Here is an 18291-nt window from a genome sequence, read left to right as displayed (position 1 = left end):
CCTGCAACCCTTCGTACAAAAAACAACCAGCCTAACTTGCGGTTTTTTCACACTTTTTCCTGAGGATAACTTTTCACGCAAGCTAATACTTGCCCCCAATCTCTGTTAGCGCATCTGTGGATAAGATGTTCGCTGACCGCTACAGGCCATATAAAACGGGCTTATCAGGCGAGTGATCAAAAAACGATCAAATCATCGTTTTAGTTCGATAAACCTCGCATAAACCCCGGTATATCGCGGCCTTCAACGGTTTTCCACAGATCCATCGAAGTTGCCCCCAAAGTCTGTTGGCGCTTCTGTGGATAAGGTGTTCGCCATCCTTTGCAAGCCACGTAATTCGTGCCCTACAGGCTTTCGATCAAAAAACAACCAATCGCAGTTCAAAACCCTGCTTCTGGATAAGTCACGGATTTTCTTCGGTTTCTGTGTAGAAAGTTTTCGCTGTAAAACGAGTTGTCCCCATTTGCTGTGGGTGAAGGTGTGGATAACTTGTTCGCGAACCTCTACAGCCCCACACCCGTGGCAGCTCTAAAGCGATTGATCGAAATTTGAACAATAAAAAACCGCGAAACTTGTTCGCGGTTTTTTGTCTCAGCGGGGTCGGTCAGCCTTGAACCGGCACGCCTTTGAGATAAGGCGCAGGTTCAGCCCCAAGGTTGTTCAGCAGACGCTCGCTGTACCAATCCACGAAGTTCACCACGCCGAACTCATAGGTCTTGGAATACGGACCTGGCTGGTACGCCGTGGAGTTGATCCCGCGCTGGTTCTCTTCAGCCAGACGACGGTCCTGGTCGTTGGTGGCGTCCCAGACCTGACGCATACGGTCCACGTCGTAGTCCACGCCTTCAACCGCGTCCTTGTGGACGATCCACTTGGTGGTGACCATGGTTTCCTGAGCGCTGATCGGCCACACCGTGAAGACGATGATGTGGTCGCCCATGCAGTGGTTCCACGAGTGTGGCAGGTGCAGGATGCGCATCGAGCCCAGGTCCGGGTTCTTGATGCGGCCCATGAGTTTGGCGCAGCCCTGTTTGCCGTCGAGGGTCATCGACACGGTGCCCTTGAGCAGCGGCATGCGCACGATGCGGTTACGCAGGCCGAAACTGGCGTGGGCGTAAGGGATCTTCTCGGCTTCCCAGGCCGCGGCGGAGGCGGCGACGTGGTCCTTGAAGGCCTGGTCAGCGCGCGGGTCGGTGACGTCGTCCCATTCCAGCAGGGTTTTCAGCAATTCCGGGTGCGACGCGTTGCAGTGGTAGCACTCGCGGTTGTTTTCCAGCACCAGTTTCCAGTTGGCTTTTTCGAACAAGGTGGTCTGGATCGCCACCTTGGTGTTCTCCATGTCGTACGGTTCCATGTAATGGTTCAGCGTCGACAGGAAGTCATCAATGGCCGGCGGATTCTCCGACAGGCTGATGAAGATGTAACCGCCGGCAGTCTTCACGTTCACCGGTTTTAGGCCGTACTGCTTCATGTCGAAGTCGGCGCCCATCTCGGTGCCGGCGAACAGCAGGCGACCGTCCAGTTCGTAGGTCCACTGGTGGTAGTGGCAAACCAGTTTGGCGACCTTGCCTTTTTCGCTGGTGCACAGCCGCGAACCGCGGTGACGGCAGACGTTGTGGAACGCATGCACCACACCTTCGGCGCCGCGAATCACGATGATCGGGTTCTTGCCGACTTGCAGGGTCAGGTAATTGCCCTTGGTCGGGATCTCGCAGGTCATGCCGGCGATCAACCACTCTTTCGAGAAGATTTCCTGCATGTCGATATCGAACAGCCGCTCGTCAGAGTAAAACGGCTGCGGCAGCGAGAAAGTGCGTTCGCGCTCTTGAAGCATTTGCGCGGTGGCCTTGCGTGCGGGTTCCAGCGGATCGCCCAGACTGATTTTTGCGGTGACGTCCATCGATTTGATCCTCAAGGCCATTCTGTGTGGCCGGCGAAATAGTGGCTGATACGGTTTGCTACGCAAGGGTGTAAAGAAAACGTCTTTGTGTGGGGCCGAGTGTGGGGCCGGCGCACGCCAGAACCTTATCCATGAGCGACATGGCCCAATCTGTTCCCGACGCGCAACCCCCGGTAGTTATGGGCTGGTCGCGATAAGTATGTGAATGTCGCAGATAGGTAAATGGGTGGTTCGCGCGTTACGCAGAATTGCCAACATAAGGCCGAGCATCGGCGGTGGAGAACAGCATGTCCAACAGCTTCCTGAATCCGGTAACCACCCAGACCTGGGCCAATGGTCGGCACATCGTCCGTTGCGTCAAAGTCATCCAGGAAACCTGGGATGTGCGCACCTTCTGCTTTATGGCTGACCAGCCGATTTTGTTCTTCTTTAAACCGGGGCAGTTTGTCACCCTGGAGCTGGAGATCGAAGGCGTGCCGATCATGCGCTCCTACACCATTTCCAGCTCGCCATCGGTGCCGTATAGCTTTTCGGTGACGATCAAGCGCGTACCGGGCGGCAAGGTCTCCAATTGGCTGCACGACACCCTGCATGAAGGCCAGGAGCTGGCCGTGCACGGGCCGGTCGGGCTGTTCAACGCCATGGACTTCACTGCGCCGAAGGTTCTGTACCTCAGCGGTGGCGTCGGTATCACGCCCGTCATGTCGATGGCTCGCTGGTTTTATGACACCAACGGCAACGTCGACATGGTGTTTATCCACAGCGCCCGTTCGCCGAAAGACATCATTTACCACCGCGAACTGGAACACATGGCGTCGCGGATCGATAACTTCAGCCTGCACCTGATCTGCGAGAAGCATGGTTTGGGCGAGCCGTGGGCCGGGTATCGCGGTTACCTGAACCACAAGATGCTCGAATTGATGGCGCCGGACTTCCTTGAGCGCGAAGTTTTCTGCTGCGGCCCGACGCCGTACATGACCGCGGTCAAGCGCATGCTGGAATCGGTCGGCTTTGACATGTCGCGTTATCACGAGGAATCCTTCGGTGCTACACCACCGGAAGCCCGTGCCGATGCGGTGGAGCAAGCCGAAATAGCAGCAGACGCACCGGACATCGACGCGGCGGACCTGCATCAAGTGGAATTCACCGCGTCCGGCAAGAGCATTCGCGTTGCACCGGGTGAAACCGTGCATGCGGCGGCGGCCAAGTTGGGTCTGTTGATTCCGAAGGCTTGCGGGATGGGGATCTGCGGGACGTGCAAGGTGATGAAGCTGGGTGGCGAGGTCGAAATGGATCACAACGGCGGGATCACCGAGGAAGATGAAGCTGAAGGGTTCATTCTTTCGTGCTGCAGCGTGCCGAAGGGTGATGTGCGGATCGAGTTTTAAGCCTTTGTTGTCCCATCCCGATATCGGGATGGGATCGCTTTCGTTTAGTCGACAAACAGATCCGGCATCAGTGTGTCGGTTGTATCCGGTGCAAATCGATACTGTTCAAAATCCGTCTCTCCGTGTTCACCCAAAATCTCCTCATCAATCAGCAACCGCCCGGTAATGCTGCGACCACCACTGTCCAGAATGACATGGGCCGCATCCGCCATGATCGCAGGCGTGCGCGCGTGCTTGAAGGACTCGCGTGACCCGAGTTGAAACTCGATGGCGGCGGTCGCAATCATCGTCTGCGGCCACAATGAATTGACGCTGATGCCGTAGTTCTTGAATTCCTCGCTCATGCCCAAGGTCAGCATGCTCATGCCGTACTTGGTCACGGTGTACGGGCTGTACTGGGCGAACCACTTGGTGGCCAGGTTCAGCGGCGGAGACAGGTTGAGGATGTGGCCGCTGGTTTTTTTCAGGTAGGGCAGGGCGGCCTGACTGCATAGCAGCACGGCGCGGGTGTTGATCTGGTGCATCAGGTCGAAGCGCTTGAGTTCGATGTGCTGGACTCCGGTCAACTTGATTGCCCCGGCGTTGTTGATCAGTGCATCAATGGCGCCGAAATGTTCATGGGCCTGGGCCAGCGCCTCACGCACCGCGACTTCATCACGCACATCTACCTGCAAGGCCAACGCCTTGCCGCCCGCGTCTTCGACTTCCTTAGCCACGCTGAAAATCGTACCCGGCAGTTTGGGATGAGGCTCGGCGCTTTTGGCAGCAATCACAATGTTGGCCCCATCCCGCGCGGCCCGCAGTGCGATCTCACGACCAATTCCGCGACTGGCGCCGGTGATGAACAGGGTTTTGCCTTGTAAGGACATGCGTGCGCTCCTGATTATTATTGTCTGAGCGAATGGAACAGCTCGCCAGACAATGTAGACCAAGAGTTCACTGATCGTTCCCACTCCGCGTGGGAATGCAGCCCGACTGATCGTTCCCACGCTCTGCGTGGGAATGCCTCTCGGGACGCTCCGCGTTCCTGCTTCACCGCCTGCGTGGAGCCGAGCACCGTTGTGACGCAGAGCGTCACGGGCTGCATTCCCAGGCGGAGCGTGGGAACGATCAGTTGGGAGGGGCGCCTCAATACCAGCGCTGAATCTCGATCAGTCCTTCCATGCCCGCGTAATTTCGGGCGCTTGAATACCTCCAGTGCTCCGGCAAATCCACATAACCGCGTTTTACGGGGTTGTAGTGGATGTAATCCAGCTTCTGGCGCATCACCGCTTCGCTGTACACCATTTCCGCATGCGAACCTTCCTGCCATAGCTGATACACCCGGTCCTGCTTGTGCGCGCGTTTGCTGAAACGCAGACGCTGCAACGCGCGTTCGGCGCCTTTGCTTTGCAGGTCGTCGAGGATTTGTCGGGCGGTGAAGGATTTGAATTGGCTGAGGCATTTGCTTAGGTCTGGAGCCTCGGCAACGAAGTGGAGATGGTTCTCCAGGACGACATAGCCATACAGCTTTAGATCTTGATGGATTTGCTGATAGCGCCAGCAATTTAGCAGGTGATCGACGATGTAAGGGCGGATGAACAGCGGGAGCCATTCCATGAGGGTGCAGGTGAGGAAGTGGGGTTTGTCGGGTTCGGTGATGGTGTAGCGGCTTCGACCCATGGGATTCGTCCTTGAATCTTGTAGTGCGGCGGGATGGAACGCGGAGCGTCCCGGGCTGCATTCCCAAGCGGAGCGTGGGAACGATCAGGTTGCGGGGTTTGTTGCAGGGTGGCTAGACGGTAGCTTCCGAGTGAAGCGTAGGAATGATCAGCACCAAGGGCAGGATAAAGATCGTTCCCACGCTCTGCGTGGGAATGCAGCCCGTGACGCTCTGCGTCACAACGGCGCTCGGCATTGCGCCGGTGGTGAAGCTGGAACGCGGAGCGTCCCTGGAGGCATTCCCACGCGGAGCATGGGAACGATCATGTCGGAGGTCAGCGGGACATGACTTCGCGAATATCCGCCGCCAGTTCCCGTACGCGTTCTTCTTCGGTGTCCCACGAGCACATGAAGCGTGCGCCGCCGTTGCCGATGAAGGTGTAGAAGCGCCAGCCCTTGGCCGTCAGTGCGGCGATCGCCGGTTCCGAGAGTTGTAGGAACACGCCGTTGGCCTGCACTGGGAACATCAGTTCCACGCCTGGAATATCGCTCACCAGTTCCGCCAGCAACTGCGCGCAGTGGTTGGCGTGTTTGGCGTATTTGAGCCAGGCGTCGTTTTCCAGAATCCCGACCCAGGGTGCCGAGAGGAAACGCATCTTCGAGGCCAGTTGCCCGGCCTGTTTGCAGCGGTAGTCGAAGTCTTCGGCGAGTGCGTGGTTGAAGAACAGAATCGCTTCCCCGACGGCCATGCCGTTTTTGGTGCCGCCGAAGCACAACACGTCGACACCGGCCTTCCAGGTCAGGTCCGCTGGCGAGCAGCCGAGGAATGCACAAGCATTGGAAAACCGCGCGCCGTCCATGTGCAGGTTCAGGCCCAGCTCTTTGCACGTGGCGCTGATGGCGCGGATTTCTTCCGGGGTGTAGACGCTGCCGACTTCGGTGGCCTGGGTCAGGGTGACTACGCGCGGTTTCGGGTAGTGGATGTCCTGGCGCTTGAGCGCGATTTCGCGGATCGATTCCGGGGTCAGCTTGCCGTTTTCAGTGCGGGCGACGAGCAGCTTGGAACCGTTGGAAAAGAATTCCGGTGCGCCGCATTCGTCGGTTTCGACGTGAGCGGTTTCCGAGCAGATCACGCTGTGGTAACTCTGGCACAGCGACGACAGGGCCAAGGAGTTGGCCGCGGTGCCGTTGAAGGCGAAGAATACTTCGCAGTCGGTTTCGAACAGTTTGCGGAAATCGTCGGACGCGCGTGCGGTCCACTCGTCGTCGCCATAGGCGCGTTGGTGGCCGTGGTTGGCCTGTTCCATGGCAGCCCAGGCTTCAGGGCAGATACCGGAATAGTTGTCGCTGGCGAATTGTTGGCTCTTATCGGTCATGGCCGGCTTCCGTGGTCGAAACTCTTATGGTGAAGAGCATTCGTGGTCAATGATGGTGCGCACTTTACCCAAGATCGTCAGGAGAGCACACGCGATGATGCTGTCAGAAAAATACAAAGACGCCGGGCAATTATGCACATGACGCAAAGGGATGGGGCACTGGACCTGCTCAAGTGGCTGGCGCTGTTGAGTATGGTGCTCGATCACCTGCGATATGTCGGTTATTCCGTCGATATTCTGTATGTTCCGGGCAGGCTGGCCTTTCCGTGGTTCTGTCTGGCGATGGCCGCAAACCTGGCGCGGCCCCGCGCGGTGACGACCGACGGCCAGGGGCGTTATCTGGGCTGGTTGCTGCTGTTTAGCACCATCAGCGAAATTCCCTACCGGATGTACATTCCTGATCCCAACACCTTGAACGTGCTGCCCTCGTTGGCGCTGGGGCTATTGGTAGCGCGTGGCTGGCAGCAGGAAACGCTGCAATCGCGACTACTCGCGGTCGGCGCCCTAACGCTGGCGGCGCTGTTCCCGGAGCGACTGATGTTCGGTTTCTTCGGCGTATTGTTACCGCTGGTGATGTTGCTGGTGATCAAGCGGCCCTGGTACTTCAGTCTGCTGCCCGGACTGGTCTGTCTGGCCGCCAACCAATGGGAGGTGCTGTATTACTCCGCCCGGTTTGGCAACAGTGCAGCCATCTTCGGCATCGCCACTTGTCTGATGGCGCCAATGGTTGGCTTGCTGCTGTTGCGACATGCCGGCCGACTGAAACCGCCACCACCGATGCGTCGCTGGGCGTACGCGCTCTATCCCGCGCATTTCCTGCTGCTGCTGGTCTTGCGCGAAGTTCTCGCATAACCCTGTGGGAGCGGGCTTGCTCGCGAATGCAGTGTGTCATTCAGCATTGTTGTCGACTGGCACACTGCATTCGCGAGCAAGCCCGCTCCCACAGGGTTCTTCGCTGATTAGAGGGCTGTGTCTGAACAGCCATTTCAGCCCATGTCGTAAACGCACCTTTGCGTGGCGTCCATAGGCATTTGACCTGTCTGCGCCGGTCATACCATCGCATCCAAAGGGCACTGCCGAAAGGTACGTGCCTCACCGAGACGAATGGCGCACCGCCGCCGCTGGGAGAGACGCGATGTTCAGCAAGCAAGACCAGATCCAGGGTTACGACGATGCACTGCTGGCGGCGATGAATGCCGAGGAGCAACGCCAGGAAGATCACATCGAGCTGATCGCGTCCGAAAACTACACCAGCAAACGCGTCATGGAAGCGCAAGGCAGCGGCCTGACCAACAAATACGCCGAAGGCTATCCGGGCAAGCGCTACTACGGCGGCTGCGAGCACGTCGACAAGGTTGAAGCGCTGGCCATCGAACGCGCCAAGCAGCTGTTCGGCGCCGATTACGCCAACGTGCAGCCGCACTCCGGCAGCCAGGCCAACGCCGCGGTATTCCTTGCGCTGCTGCAGGCGGGCGACACCGTGTTGGGCATGAGCCTGGCCCACGGCGGTCACTTGACCCACGGCGCCAAGGTCAGCTTCTCCGGCAAGCTCTATAACGCTGTGCAGTACGGCATCGACACCGTCACCGGCCTGATCGATTACGACGAAGTCGAGCGCATGGCGGTCGAGCACAAGCCGAAAATGATCATCGCCGGGTTCTCCGCTTACTCCAAGACCCTGGACTTCCCGCGCTTCCGTCAGATCGCTGACAAAGTCGGCGCTTATCTCTTTGTCGACATGGCTCACGTGGCCGGTCTGGTCGCTGCCGGGCTGTACCCGAACCCGCTGCCGTACGCTGATGTGGTCACTACCACTACTCACAAAACCCTGCGCGGTCCTCGTGGCGGTCTGATCCTGGCCAAGGCCAATGAAGAGCTGGAAAAGAAATTCAACGCTGCCGTATTCCCCGGTGGTCAGGGCGGCCCGCTGATGCACGTGATCGCCGGTAAGGCGGTGTGCTTCAAGGAAGCGTTGGAGCCTGGTTTCAAGGCCTATCAGCAACAAGTGATCGACAACGCCCAGGCCATGGCCAGCATCTTTATAAAACGCGGCTACGATGTAGTGTCCGGCGGCACCGATAACCACCTGTTCCTGGTCAGCCTGATTCGTCAGGGCCTCACCGGCAAAGAGGCGGATGCAGCACTCGGTCGCGCCCACATCACCGTGAACAAGAACGCTGTGCCGAACGATCCACAGTCGCCGTTCGTCACCTCTGGTCTGCGCATCGGCACCCCGGCGGTGACCACTCGCGGCTTCAAGGTTACCCAGTGCGTCACGCTGGCCGGCTGGATCTGCGACATCCTCGACAACCTCGGCGACGCCGATGTCGAGGCCAATGTCGCGCAGCAAGTTTCGGCCCTGTGCGCGGACTTCCCGGTTTATCGCTGAGCGCGGTTTTGGAGTAAATGACTATGCAACGCTACTCGGGCTTCGGCCTCTTCAAACACTCCCTCAGCCATCACGAAAACTGGCAGAAAATGTGGCGCACGCCGACCCCTAAAAAGGTCTATGACGTGGTCATCGTCGGCGGTGGCGGGCATGGTCTGGCGACCGCCTACTACCTGGCCAAAGAGCACGGCATCACCAACGTGGCCGTGGTCGAGAAAGGCTGGCTGGGCGGCGGTAACACCGCGCGCAACACCACCATCGTTCGCTCCAACTACCTGTGGGACGAGTCGGCGCACCTGTACGAACACGCGATGAAATTGTGGGAAGGCCTGTCCCAGGACCTGAACTACAACGTGATGTTCTCCCAGCGCGGCGTTTACAACCTGTGCCACACCCTGCAGGACATTCGTGATTCCGAGCGTCGGGTCAGCGCCAACCGCCTCAACGGTGTGGACGGTGAACTGCTCGACGCCAAACAAGTGGCCGACGAGATTCCGTACCTCGACTGCTCGAAGAACACGCGCTACCCGGTGATGGGCGCAACCGTCCAGCGTCGCGGCGGCGTGGCCCGTCACGATGCCGTGGCGTGGGGCTTTGCCCGTGCCGCCGACGCCTTGGGCGTGGACCTGATTCAACAGACCGAAGTGATCGGTTTCCGCAAGGAAAACGGCGTGTGCATCGGCGTGGAAACCAACAAAGGCTTCATCGGCGCCAAACGCGTCGGTGTCGTGACCGCCGGTAACTCCGGGCACATGGCCAAACTCGCCGGTTTCCGTCTGCCGATCGAATCCCATCCGCTGCAAGCGCTGGTGTCCGAGCCGATCAAACCGATTATCGACAGCGTGATCATGTCCAACGCCGTACACGGTTACATCAGCCAGTCCGACAAGGGCGACCTGGTGATCGGCGCCGGTATCGACGGCTACAACGGCTACGGCCAGCGTGGTTCGTACCCGGTGATCGAGCACACCGTTCAGGCCATCGTCGAGATGTTCCCGGTCTTGTCCCGCGTACGCATGAACCGTCAGTGGGGCGGCATCGTCGACACCACGCCGGATGCATGCCCGATCATTTCGAAAACACCTGTGCCGAACATGTTCTTCAACTGCGGTTGGGGCACCGGCGGCTTCAAGGCAACACCTGGCTCGGGCAACGTGTTTGCCGCGAGTCTGGCCAAGGGTGAAATGCACCCATTGGCTGCACCTTTCTCCATCGACCGTTTCCACAACGGTGCGTTGATCGACGAACACGGCGCTGCTGCGGTTGCCCACTAACAGGAGAAATCCCCATGTTGCATATCTTCTGTCCTCACTGCGGCGAACTGCGCTCCGAAGAGGAATTCCACGCATCCGGCCAGGCGCACATCCCGCGTCCACTGGATCCGACCAACTGCACCGACGAGGAGTGGGGTGACTACATGTTCTTCCGCGATAACCCTCGTGGTCTGCACCACGAGCTGTGGGATCACGTCGCCGGTTGCCGTCAGTACTTCAACGCCACTCGTGACACCGTGACCTACGAGATTCTCGAAACCTACAAGATCGGCGCCAAGCCGCAGTTCACCGACAAGACCGATAGCCCGAAAGCGGCCACGACGGCTCTGGGAGAGAAGGTATGAGCCAGATCAATCGCCTGTCCAACGGCGGACGGATCGACCGCAACAAAGTGCTGAGCTTCACCTTCAACGGCCAGACCTACAAAGGCTTTGAAGGCGATTCTCTGGCCGCCGCCTTGCTGGCCAACGGTGTCGATATCATCGGTCGCAGCTTCAAGTATTCCCGCCCGCGCGGCATCTTTGCCGCCGGTGCTGAAGAGCCGAACGCCGTGCTGCAGATCGGCGCGACCGAAGCCACGCAGATCCCGAACGTACGCGCCACACAACAAGCGCTGTATCAAGGTTTGGTCGCCACCAGCACCAACGGCTGGCCGAGCGTGAACAACGACATGATGGGGATTCTCGGCAAGGTCGGCGGCAAGCTGATGCCGCCGGGCTTCTACTACAAAACCTTCATGTACCCGCAATCGTTCTGGATGACTTACGAGAAGTACATTCGTAAGGCAGCCGGTCTTGGCCGTTCGCCGACCGAGAACGATCCGGACACCTACGACTACATGAACCAGCACTGCGACGTGCTGATCGTCGGCGGTGGCCCGGCTGGCCTTGCTGCTGCACTGGCAGCAGCGCGCAGCGGTGCTCGCGTAATCCTCGCCGATGAACAGGAAGAGTTTGGCGGCAGCCTGCTCGACTCCCGCGAAAGCCTCGACGGCAAGCCTGCTACCGAATGGGTCGCCAGCGTCATCGCCGAACTCAAAGACACCCCGGACGTGCTGCTGTTGCCGCGCGCCACGGTTAACGGCTACCACGACCATAACTTCCTGACCATTCACGAGCGCCTCACCGATCACCTCGGCGACCGCGCCCCGATTGGCCAGGTGCGTCAGCGCATCCACCGTGTTCGCGCCAAGCGTGTGGTGCTGGCGACCGGCGCTCACGAGCGTCCACTGGTTTACGGCAACAACGACGTGCCGGGCAACATGCTCGCCGGCGCTGTCTCGACTTACGTGCGTCGCTACGGCGTGGCACCAGGCAAGAAGCTTGTCCTGAGCACCAACAACGATCACGCCTACCGCGTTGCTCTGGATTGGCTCGACGCCAGCCTGCAAGTCGTGGCCATCGCCGATGCCCGCAGCAACCCGCGCGGTGCGCTGGTTGAAGAAGCGCGCGCCAAAGGCATCCGCATCCTGACCGGTAGCGCTGTGATCGAGGCACGTGGCAGCAAGCACGTGACCGCCGCTCGCGTTGCCGCGATTGATGTAAAAGCGCACACCGTGACCAGTCCTGGTGAGTGGCTTGAATGCGACCTGGTTGCCAGCTCCGGCGGTTACAGCCCGGTGGTTCACCTGGCTTCGCACTTGGGCGGCAAGCCGATCTGGCGTGAAGACATCCTCGGTTTCGTACCGGGCGAAGCACCGCAGAAACGCGTGTGCGTCGGCGGCATCAATGGCGTCTACGGTCTCGGCGATTCCCTGGCCGATGGTTTTGAAGGCGGCGCTCGCGCGGCCAGCGAAGCCGGTTTCAGCGGGGTCGAAGGCACTTTGCCGAAAGCCCTGAGCCGTTTGGAAGAACCGACTCTGGCGCTGTTCCAGGTGCCGCACGAAAAAGGCACGACACGCGGACCGAAGCAATTCGTTGATCTGCAGAACGACGTCACTGCGGCCGGCATCGAACTGGCGACCCGCGAAGGCTTCGAGTCGGTCGAACACGTCAAACGCTACACCGCACTGGGCTTTGGTACTGACCAGGGCAAACTCGGCAACGTCAACGGCCTGGCCATCGCCGCCCGTTCGCTGAACGTGACCATCCCGCAGATGGGCACCACCATGTTCCGTCCGAACTACACGCCGGTGACCTTCGGCGCCGTGGCCGGCCGTCACTGTGGGCACATCTTCGAGCCGGTTCGTTTCACCGCGCTGCATCACTGGCACGTGAAGAACGGCGCCGAGTTCGAAGACGTCGGTCAGTGGAAACGTCCTTGGTACTTCCCGAAAACCGGTGAAGACCTGCATACCGCCGTGAAACGCGAATGCAAAGCCGTGCGCGACAGCGTCGGCCTGCTGGACGCTTCGACCCTGGGCAAGATCGACATTCAAGGCCCGGATGCGCGTGAGTTCCTCAACCGCATCTACACCAACGCCTGGACCAAGCTTGACGTGGGCAAGGCCCGCTACGGCCTGATGTGCAAAGAAGACGGCATGGTCTTCGATGACGGCGTCACCGCCTGCCTCGCCGACAACCACTTCGTGATGACCACCACCACGGGCGGCGCGGCACGCGTGCTGCAATGGCTGGAAATCTACTCCCAGACCGAATGGCCAGACCTGAAGGTGTACTTCACTTCCGTGACGGATCACTGGGCAACCATGACCTTGTCCGGGCCGAACAGCCGCAAGCTGCTCAGCGCAGTCACCGACATCGATCTGACCAACGAAGCGTTCCCGTTCATGACCTGGAAAGAAGGTCTGGTTGGCGGTGTGCCGGCGCGGGTGTTCCGGATTTCGTTTACCGGTGAGCTGTCGTACGAAGTCAACGTGCAAGCCGACTATGCGATGGGCGTGCTGGAAAAAATTGTTGATGCTGGCAAGCAGTACAACCTGACGCCATATGGCACTGAAACCATGCACGTTCTGCGGGCCGAGAAGGGCTTCATCATCGTCGGTCAGGACACTGACAGCTCGATGACTCCGGACGACCTGAACATGGGCTGGTGCGTCGGTCGCACTAAACCTTTCTCATGGATCGGCCAGCGTGGCATGAACCGTGAAGACTGCGTGCGTGATCAGCGCAAACAGTTGGTCGGCTTGAAGCCGATCGATCCGACCAAATGGCTGCCGGAAGGCGCGCAATTGGTGTTCAACACCAAGCAGACGATCCCGATGACGATGGTCGGTCACGTCACCTCCAGCTACCTGCACAACTCCCTCGGCTATTCGTTTGCCATGGGCGTGGTGAAGGGTGGTTTGAAGCGCATCGGTGAGCGTGTGTTCGCACCGCTGGCGGATGGCAGCGTGATCGAGGCGGAAATCGTTTCTTCGGTGTTCTTCGATCCAAAGGGTGATCGCCAGAACATCTAGTGGCCTCGGGCCCTCTGGGCGGGCAGTTGCACCGAGTCGTCTGAGCGATTCGCGAGCAAGCCCGCTCCCACAGGGGAACGCGGTCGAATGTGGGAGCGGGCTTGCTCGCGAAAGCGTCAGCCCGGCCACCACAAGGGCCGGAACCAACAGAATTCAGGACAGGTGCTTTATGACCACAGCCAATGTTTACCAACAACGCCCAACCACTGGGGCCAAGGCCGAGTCGTCGCTGCATCATGCCGACCTCGCCAGCCTGGTGGGCAAGGGCCGAAAAAGCGCCGGCGTGATCGTGCGTGAGAAAAAACTCCTCGGCCACCTGACCATTCGTGGCGATGGCCACGATGCCGCCTTCGCCGCTGGCGTGCACAAGGCCCTCGGCATCGAATTGCCGGGTGCGCTGACCGTCGTCGTCAAAGGCGAAACCAGCCTGCAATGGATGGGGCCGGATGAATGGCTGCTGATCGTGCCGACCGGTGAAGAATTCGCCGCCGAGCAAAAGCTGCGTGAAGCGCTGGGCGATCTGCACATCGCGATCACCAACGTCAGCGGCGGCCAGCAGATCCTCGAACTGAGCGGCCCGAACGTGCGCCAGGTGCTGATGAAGTCCACCAGCTACGACGTGCACCCCAACAGCTTCCCGGTGGGCAAGGCCGTGGGCACCGTGTTTGCCAAGTCGCAACTGGTGATCCGCCATACCGCCGAAGACACCTGGGAACTGCTGATTCGCCGCAGCTTCTCGGATTATTGGTGGTTGTGGTTGCAGGATGCTTCTGCCGAATACGGCCTAAGCGTTCAGGCGTAATGATCGTTCCCACGCTCCGCGTGGGAATGCATCCCGTGACGCTCCGCGTCACATAAAGGCGGACGCAGAGCGTCCATGGCGGCATTCCCACGCAGAGCGTGGGAACGATCAGAGGAGAAACACGACTATGAGCCGCGCCCCAGACACATGGATTCTGACCGCCGACTGCCCAAGCGTTCTCGGCACCGTGGACGCGGTGACCCGCTTTTTGTTCGAGCAGGGCTGCTACGTCACCGAGCACCATTCCTTCGATGACCGGCTCTCGGGCCGTTTCTTCATTCGTGTGGAATTCCGTCAGCCTGATGGCTTCGACGAACAAGCCTTCCGCGCAGGCCTGGGAGAGCGTGGCCAAGCCTTCGGCATGATCTTCGAACTGACCCCGCCGAATTACCGGCCAAAAGTGGTGATCATGGTTTCCAAAGCCGATCACTGCCTCAACGATTTGCTCTACCGCCAGCGCATCGGCCAGTTGTCCATGGATGTGGCCGCCGTGGTTTCCAACCACCCGGACCTCAAGCCGTTGGCGGAATGGCACCAGATTCCGTACTACCACTTCCCGCTGGACCCGAACGACAAACCGTCGCAGGAGCGTCAGGTCTGGCAGGTGATTGAAGAGTCCGGCGCCGAACTGGTGATCCTTGCCCGTTACATGCAAGTCCTGTCGCCAGAGCTGTGCCGCAAACTCGACGGCAAGGCGATCAACATCCATCACTCCCTGCTGCCGGGTTTCAAGGGCGCCAAGCCCTATCATCAAGCCTACAACAAGGGCGTGAAACTGGTCGGCGCGACGGCGCATTACATCAATAACGACCTGGACGAAGGCCCAATCATCGCCCAGGGTGTCGAGGCCGTGGACCACAGTCATTACCCCGAAGACCTGATCGCCAAGGGGCGGGATATTGAAGGGCTGACGCTGGCACGGGCTGTTGGTTATCACATTGAAAGACGAGTGTTTTTGAACGCGAACAGAACAGTCGTTCTTTAGATCGCTTTCGCGAGCAAGCCCGCTCCCACATAGGAAATTGTGCCGTACACAAATCCCGGTTACACCTCAAAACCAATGTGGGAGCGGGCTTGCTCGCGAAGAGGCCCTGACAAACAACGCAAAAAGACACAGGCAATAACCCGAGCAATCAACGCGCCGCCGCTGTCTGGCGACGCGACCGCTACATAAAAACAACAGCGAGGTGAAAGCATGTCTGGCAATCGTGGTGTGGTGTATCTCGGCAATGGCAAGGTCGAAATACAGAAAATCGACTATCCCAAAATGCAGGACCCGCGCGGCAGGAAGATTAACCATGCTGTCATCCTGCGCGTGGTTTCCACCAACATCTGTGGTTCGGACCAGCACATGGTGCGCGGTCGTACCACCGCCCAGACCGGCCTGGTACTGGGTCACGAAATTACCGGTGAAGTGATCGAGAAGGGCAGCGACGTCGAAAACCTGCAAATCGGCGACCTGGTTTCCGTACCGTTCAACGTGGCTTGCGGGCGCTGCCGTTCCTGCAAGGAAATGCACACCGGTGTGTGCCTGAGCGTTAACCCGGCGCGTCCCGGCGGTGCTTACGGTTACGTCGACATGGGCGACTGGACCGGCGGCCAGGCTGAATACGCGATGGTGCCGTACGCCGACTTCAACCTGCTGAAACTCCCTGACCGTGATAAGGCCATGGAAAAAATCCGTGACCTGACCTGCCTCTCCGACATCCTGCCGACCGGTTACCACGGCGCAGTGACGGCCGGCGTTGGTCCAGGCAGCACCGTCTACATCGCCGGTGCCGGCCCGGTCGGTCTGGCGGCTGCCGCTTCCGCTCGCCTGTTGGGCGCGGCAGTGGTGATCATCGGTGACGTCAACACCATCCGCCTGGCGCACGCCAAGGCTCAGGGTTTCGAAATCGCCGACCTGTCCCTGGATACCCCGCTGCACGAACAGATCGCTGCACTGCTGGGCGAGCCTGAAGTGGATTGCGCCGTCGACGCCGTAGGCTTCGAAGCGCGCGGTCACGGCCATGACGGCGTGAAACACGAGGCTCCGGCCACTGTGCTCAACTCACTGATGGGCGTGGTTCGGGTGGCCGGCAAGATCGGTATCCCGGGCCTGTACGTGACGGAAGATCCAGGTGCAGTCGATGCCGCCGCAAAAATGGGCAGCTTGAGCATCCGCTTCGGTCTGGGCTGGGCCAAATCCCACAGCTTCCACACCGGCCAGACGCCAGTGATGAAGTACAACCGCCAGCTGATGCAGGCGATCATGTGGGACCGTATCCACATTGCCGACATCGTCGGTGTGGAAGTCATCAGCCTGGATGACGCGCCACGTGGTTATGGCGAGTTCGATGCGGGCGTGCCGAAGAAGTTTGTAATTGATCCGCATAAGTTGTTTAGTGCGGCGTAAAAATCACTGGTGAAAAAAAGGCAACCCTTTGGGGTTGCCTTTTTTCATTGAACATCAGGGCATTCAGATGTTATTTGAATGCGCACTTGGTCTCCGGCCTTGGGATCACAGTCATCGCCCTTCCAGTTACCACCATCAGGTTGGGTGGGCTTGCCTGTTGCCAAGACTAGCGATGCGCTTGTATCTGCCTTAGATAGAGTACTTAAATATTGGCAGACGACTCTAGCATTGCTGTTGTCCTTGTCTTTGAGACGCGCGCCGCTAAATATCAGTTTTTTAATATCATCTCCACTAACACTGGTTGGATCAACGTCAACTGTCAGCAGGCCATTCGGTCCCGCCACTTTGAATTCGCCATTTTCTTTATAAAACGACGCGGCGGACGGGCAGGTATCAGCATAGGCAGTGCTCGTCAGAGCCAAGGTGGTAAGAACGCCGAAAGCTAGTTTCTTAAACATTGGGTTGTACTCCGTTACATGGTTGGAGTGCTAATGCTTTGGAGATATAAATCTGTCGCCAACTGTCAGATCTGACAGTTCTTTAGATCGTTTTTTATTTCATTATTTGTTTTTTAGAGGATATTTGAATAACTGTGCTTGGGCTAATAGCAATGCGCGGCGATCATTGGATCGCCGCGTCCATGTTTGCGAATGAAGTGGAACGATAGAAATGAGCCGAAACGGAGTTGATAGAGTATTTACTCAGCGCGTACCTGCACAGCCTGCATTCCCGTTCTCCCCTTTTCCGCAACAAAACTTACGGTTTGTCCCTCATTGAAACTGTTGTAACCGCCTGATTCTATCGCTTTGAAATGTACGAAAAGATCATCGCCTCCGTCTTTTGGTGTGATGAATCCAAAGCCCTCTGTATCACTGAACCATTTAACCGTGCCTATTTGTCTGTTCGATATATTAATGCTTCCTACGTGTTCGAAACGAGGAGGTGTTAGCGGCTATGTAGCGGCCAATACCCAGTTACCGTTGTCACGAATTAAGCTTAAGTTGCGCTGCGGATGAGTCGCAACTGTCAGATCTGACAGGTATTTAGATAAGTTCGATGTAATGAGAATATTTTTAATAGCGCACATGTACTTCGATTCGGTGGTAAAAATGCCTACGGCTATAAGGAACGACGCCCCCAAACCCCGGTCAAACCGGCAGTTTTCCCGTCCGCTCACGGGCGGTTTTCATGGCGCAAGAGGATGTCTGGATGAAGATTTCACGCGGTTTTGCACTGGCTTCGCTGATGACCCTCGCGGCCAGCCCGGTCTTCGCCGGTTTCAGCCTGGAAGATGTGACCAAAGCGGCCTCGAGCATGCAGGGCGGTAACGCAGCCACTGCCGCCGCACCGACGCAGGAAACTGCCGGTCTGCTCGGCGCCCTGACGTCGCAGTTGAATGTAAAACCCGAGCAAGCCGTCGGTGGCACTGCGGCGATGTTGGGGCTGGCCAAGAATCAGTTGAGCTCGACTGACTATTCGGAATTGGCGAAAAGCGTACCGGGTATCGACAAGCTGTCCGGCGGCGGTCAACTGGGTGCCCTCGCTGGATTGCTCGGATCGTCCGGTAAATCGGCCGGTCTGGAAAACGCGTTGGGCGCCGTAAAGAACACTAACGATCTGAACAATGCTTTCAGCGCATTGGGGATGGACAGCGGCATGATCGGCCAGTTTGCCCCGGTGCTTCTGCAGTACCTCGGTCAGCAGGGCGTTGGCGGTTCGCTGCTGGAAAGCCTGGGCGGGATCTGGGGCGCCGGCACCGGTAGTTGAT

At 58.7% G+C, this 18291-nt stretch carries 16 protein-coding genes; 10 read left to right on the top strand and 6 right to left on the bottom strand.

Annotated features, from left to right (window positions below; all coding sequences use genetic code 11):
- Positions 1-604: 604 nt before the first annotated feature.
- Entirely contained in the window at positions 605-1900 is a 1296-nt protein-coding gene (gbcA, locus tag ACYZTM_RS12830; protein WP_461988881.1) for a glycine-betaine demethylase subunit GbcA, read from the bottom strand.
- 287 nt (positions 1901-2187) lie between these two features.
- Between gbcA and gbcB the strand changes: the two genes are divergently transcribed.
- Positions 2188-3288 (top strand): glycine-betaine demethylase subunit GbcB, encoded by a 1101-nt coding sequence (gene gbcB, locus ACYZTM_RS12825; protein ID WP_461988880.1) that lies wholly within the window; start codon positions 2188-2190, stop codon positions 3286-3288.
- Between the two features lie 44 nt (positions 3289-3332).
- Here the strand turns inward: gbcB and ACYZTM_RS12820 are convergent, their stop codons facing one another.
- The 3 genes from ACYZTM_RS12820 to ACYZTM_RS12810 all read right to left on the bottom strand — a co-directional run bounded on the left by ACYZTM_RS12820 (position 3333) and on the right by ACYZTM_RS12810 (position 6305).
- Positions 3333-4157 (bottom strand): SDR family oxidoreductase, encoded by an 825-nt coding sequence (locus ACYZTM_RS12820; protein ID WP_461988879.1) that lies wholly within the window; start codon positions 4155-4157, stop codon positions 3333-3335.
- Positions 4158-4416: 259 nt separating this feature from the next.
- Positions 4417-4950 carry an REP-associated tyrosine transposase gene (locus tag ACYZTM_RS12815; protein WP_131060655.1) on the bottom strand — a complete coding sequence of 178 codons (534 nt, stop codon included), beginning with the start codon at positions 4948-4950 and terminating at the stop codon, positions 4417-4419.
- A gap of 314 nt (positions 4951-5264) precedes the next feature.
- Positions 5265-6305: a threonine aldolase family protein gene (locus ACYZTM_RS12810; protein WP_282380542.1), complete on the bottom strand. Its 1041-nt coding sequence runs from the start codon at positions 6303-6305 to the stop codon at positions 5265-5267.
- Between the two features lie 132 nt (positions 6306-6437).
- Between ACYZTM_RS12810 and ACYZTM_RS12805 the strand changes: the two genes are divergently transcribed.
- From ACYZTM_RS12805 to fdhA, 8 genes are all read left to right on the top strand, one after another.
- Positions 6438-7157 carry a TraX family protein gene (locus ACYZTM_RS12805; protein ID WP_461988878.1) on the top strand — a complete coding sequence of 240 codons (720 nt, stop codon included), beginning with the start codon at positions 6438-6440 and terminating at the stop codon, positions 7155-7157.
- A gap of 283 nt (positions 7158-7440) precedes the next feature.
- Positions 7441-8694: a serine hydroxymethyltransferase gene (gene glyA / locus ACYZTM_RS12800; RefSeq protein WP_131060658.1), complete on the top strand. Its 1254-nt coding sequence runs from the start codon at positions 7441-7443 to the stop codon at positions 8692-8694.
- A 23-nt stretch (positions 8695-8717) separates the two neighbouring features.
- Positions 8718-9968, top strand: coding sequence for a sarcosine oxidase subunit beta (locus ACYZTM_RS12795; protein ID WP_038981138.1), 1251 nt, complete (start codon positions 8718-8720; stop codon positions 9966-9968).
- A 14-nt stretch (positions 9969-9982) separates the two neighbouring features.
- Positions 9983-10312 carry a sarcosine oxidase subunit delta gene (locus ACYZTM_RS12790; protein ID WP_109635425.1) on the top strand — a complete coding sequence of 110 codons (330 nt, stop codon included), beginning with the start codon at positions 9983-9985 and terminating at the stop codon, positions 10310-10312.
- The gene (locus ACYZTM_RS12785; protein WP_461988877.1) at positions 10309-13326 is read left to right on the top strand and encodes a sarcosine oxidase subunit alpha; all 3018 of its coding nucleotides are present in this window, start codon (positions 10309-10311) and stop codon (positions 13324-13326) included. Before ACYZTM_RS12790 ends, ACYZTM_RS12785 begins: the two co-directional genes overlap by 4 nt.
- A gap of 169 nt (positions 13327-13495) precedes the next feature.
- A complete protein-coding gene (locus tag ACYZTM_RS12780; protein ID WP_461988876.1) occupies positions 13496-14128 on the top strand; it encodes a sarcosine oxidase subunit gamma in 633 nt (210 codons plus the stop codon).
- Between the two features lie 127 nt (positions 14129-14255).
- Positions 14256-15113 carry a formyltetrahydrofolate deformylase gene (purU, locus tag ACYZTM_RS12775; RefSeq protein ID WP_461988875.1) on the top strand — a complete coding sequence of 286 codons (858 nt, stop codon included), beginning with the start codon at positions 14256-14258 and terminating at the stop codon, positions 15111-15113.
- A 210-nt stretch (positions 15114-15323) separates the two neighbouring features.
- Complete coding sequence (gene fdhA / locus ACYZTM_RS12770; protein ID WP_461988874.1) at positions 15324-16523, top strand: formaldehyde dehydrogenase, glutathione-independent; 1200 nt, start codon at positions 15324-15326, stop codon at positions 16521-16523.
- A 44-nt stretch (positions 16524-16567) separates the two neighbouring features.
- Here fdhA and ACYZTM_RS12765 read toward each other — a convergent pair whose 3' ends face one another.
- Complete coding sequence (locus ACYZTM_RS12765; RefSeq protein ID WP_461988873.1) at positions 16568-16981, bottom strand: hypothetical protein; 414 nt, start codon at positions 16979-16981, stop codon at positions 16568-16570.
- Between the two features lie 239 nt (positions 16982-17220).
- Entirely contained in the window at positions 17221-17433 is a 213-nt protein-coding gene (locus ACYZTM_RS12760; RefSeq protein ID WP_131060672.1) for a cold-shock protein, read from the bottom strand.
- A 299-nt stretch (positions 17434-17732) separates the two neighbouring features.
- Between ACYZTM_RS12760 and ACYZTM_RS12755 the strand changes: the two genes are divergently transcribed.
- Positions 17733-18290: a DUF2780 domain-containing protein gene (locus tag ACYZTM_RS12755; protein WP_131060664.1), complete on the top strand. Its 558-nt coding sequence runs from the start codon at positions 17733-17735 to the stop codon at positions 18288-18290.
- Position 18291: the final 1 nt, after the last annotated feature.

It is taken from the genome of Pseudomonas sp. MDT2-39-1, assembly GCF_054898085.1.
The sequence above is the reverse complement of the archived record's forward strand: the minus strand, read 5'-3'. Positions and strand labels throughout refer to the sequence as shown.

What these genes read in the sequence shown, in the direction of transcription:
- ACYZTM_RS12780 (WP_461988876.1), top strand. Translation starts at nt 13,496, where the DNA reads ATGACCACAGCCAATGTTTACCAACAACGCCCAACCACTGGGGCCAAG.
- gbcA (WP_461988881.1), bottom strand. Translation starts at nt 1,900, where the DNA reads ATGGACGTCACCGCAAAAATCAGTCTGGGCGATCCGCTGGAACCCGCA.
- ACYZTM_RS12790 (WP_109635425.1), top strand. Translation starts at nt 9,983, where the DNA reads ATGTTGCATATCTTCTGTCCTCACTGCGGCGAACTGCGCTCCGAAGAG.
- purU (WP_461988875.1), top strand. Translation starts at nt 14,256, where the DNA reads ATGAGCCGCGCCCCAGACACATGGATTCTGACCGCCGACTGCCCAAGC.
- ACYZTM_RS12805 (WP_461988878.1), top strand. Translation starts at nt 6,438, where the DNA reads ATGCACATGACGCAAAGGGATGGGGCACTGGACCTGCTCAAGTGGCTG.
- ACYZTM_RS12755 (WP_131060664.1), top strand. Translation starts at nt 17,733, where the DNA reads ATGAAGATTTCACGCGGTTTTGCACTGGCTTCGCTGATGACCCTCGCG.
- fdhA (WP_461988874.1), top strand. Translation starts at nt 15,324, where the DNA reads ATGTCTGGCAATCGTGGTGTGGTGTATCTCGGCAATGGCAAGGTCGAA.
- ACYZTM_RS12820 (WP_461988879.1), bottom strand. Translation starts at nt 4,157, where the DNA reads ATGTCCTTACAAGGCAAAACCCTGTTCATCACCGGCGCCAGTCGCGGA.
- gbcB (WP_461988880.1), top strand. Translation starts at nt 2,188, where the DNA reads ATGTCCAACAGCTTCCTGAATCCGGTAACCACCCAGACCTGGGCCAAT.
- ACYZTM_RS12815 (WP_131060655.1), bottom strand. Translation starts at nt 4,950, where the DNA reads ATGGGTCGAAGCCGCTACACCATCACCGAACCCGACAAACCCCACTTC.
- glyA (WP_131060658.1), top strand. Translation starts at nt 7,441, where the DNA reads ATGTTCAGCAAGCAAGACCAGATCCAGGGTTACGACGATGCACTGCTG.
- ACYZTM_RS12810 (WP_282380542.1), bottom strand. Translation starts at nt 6,305, where the DNA reads ATGACCGATAAGAGCCAACAATTCGCCAGCGACAACTATTCCGGTATC.
- ACYZTM_RS12765 (WP_461988873.1), bottom strand. Translation starts at nt 16,981, where the DNA reads ATGTTTAAGAAACTAGCTTTCGGCGTTCTTACCACCTTGGCTCTGACG.
- ACYZTM_RS12795 (WP_038981138.1), top strand. Translation starts at nt 8,718, where the DNA reads ATGCAACGCTACTCGGGCTTCGGCCTCTTCAAACACTCCCTCAGCCAT.
- ACYZTM_RS12785 (WP_461988877.1), top strand. Translation starts at nt 10,309, where the DNA reads ATGAGCCAGATCAATCGCCTGTCCAACGGCGGACGGATCGACCGCAAC.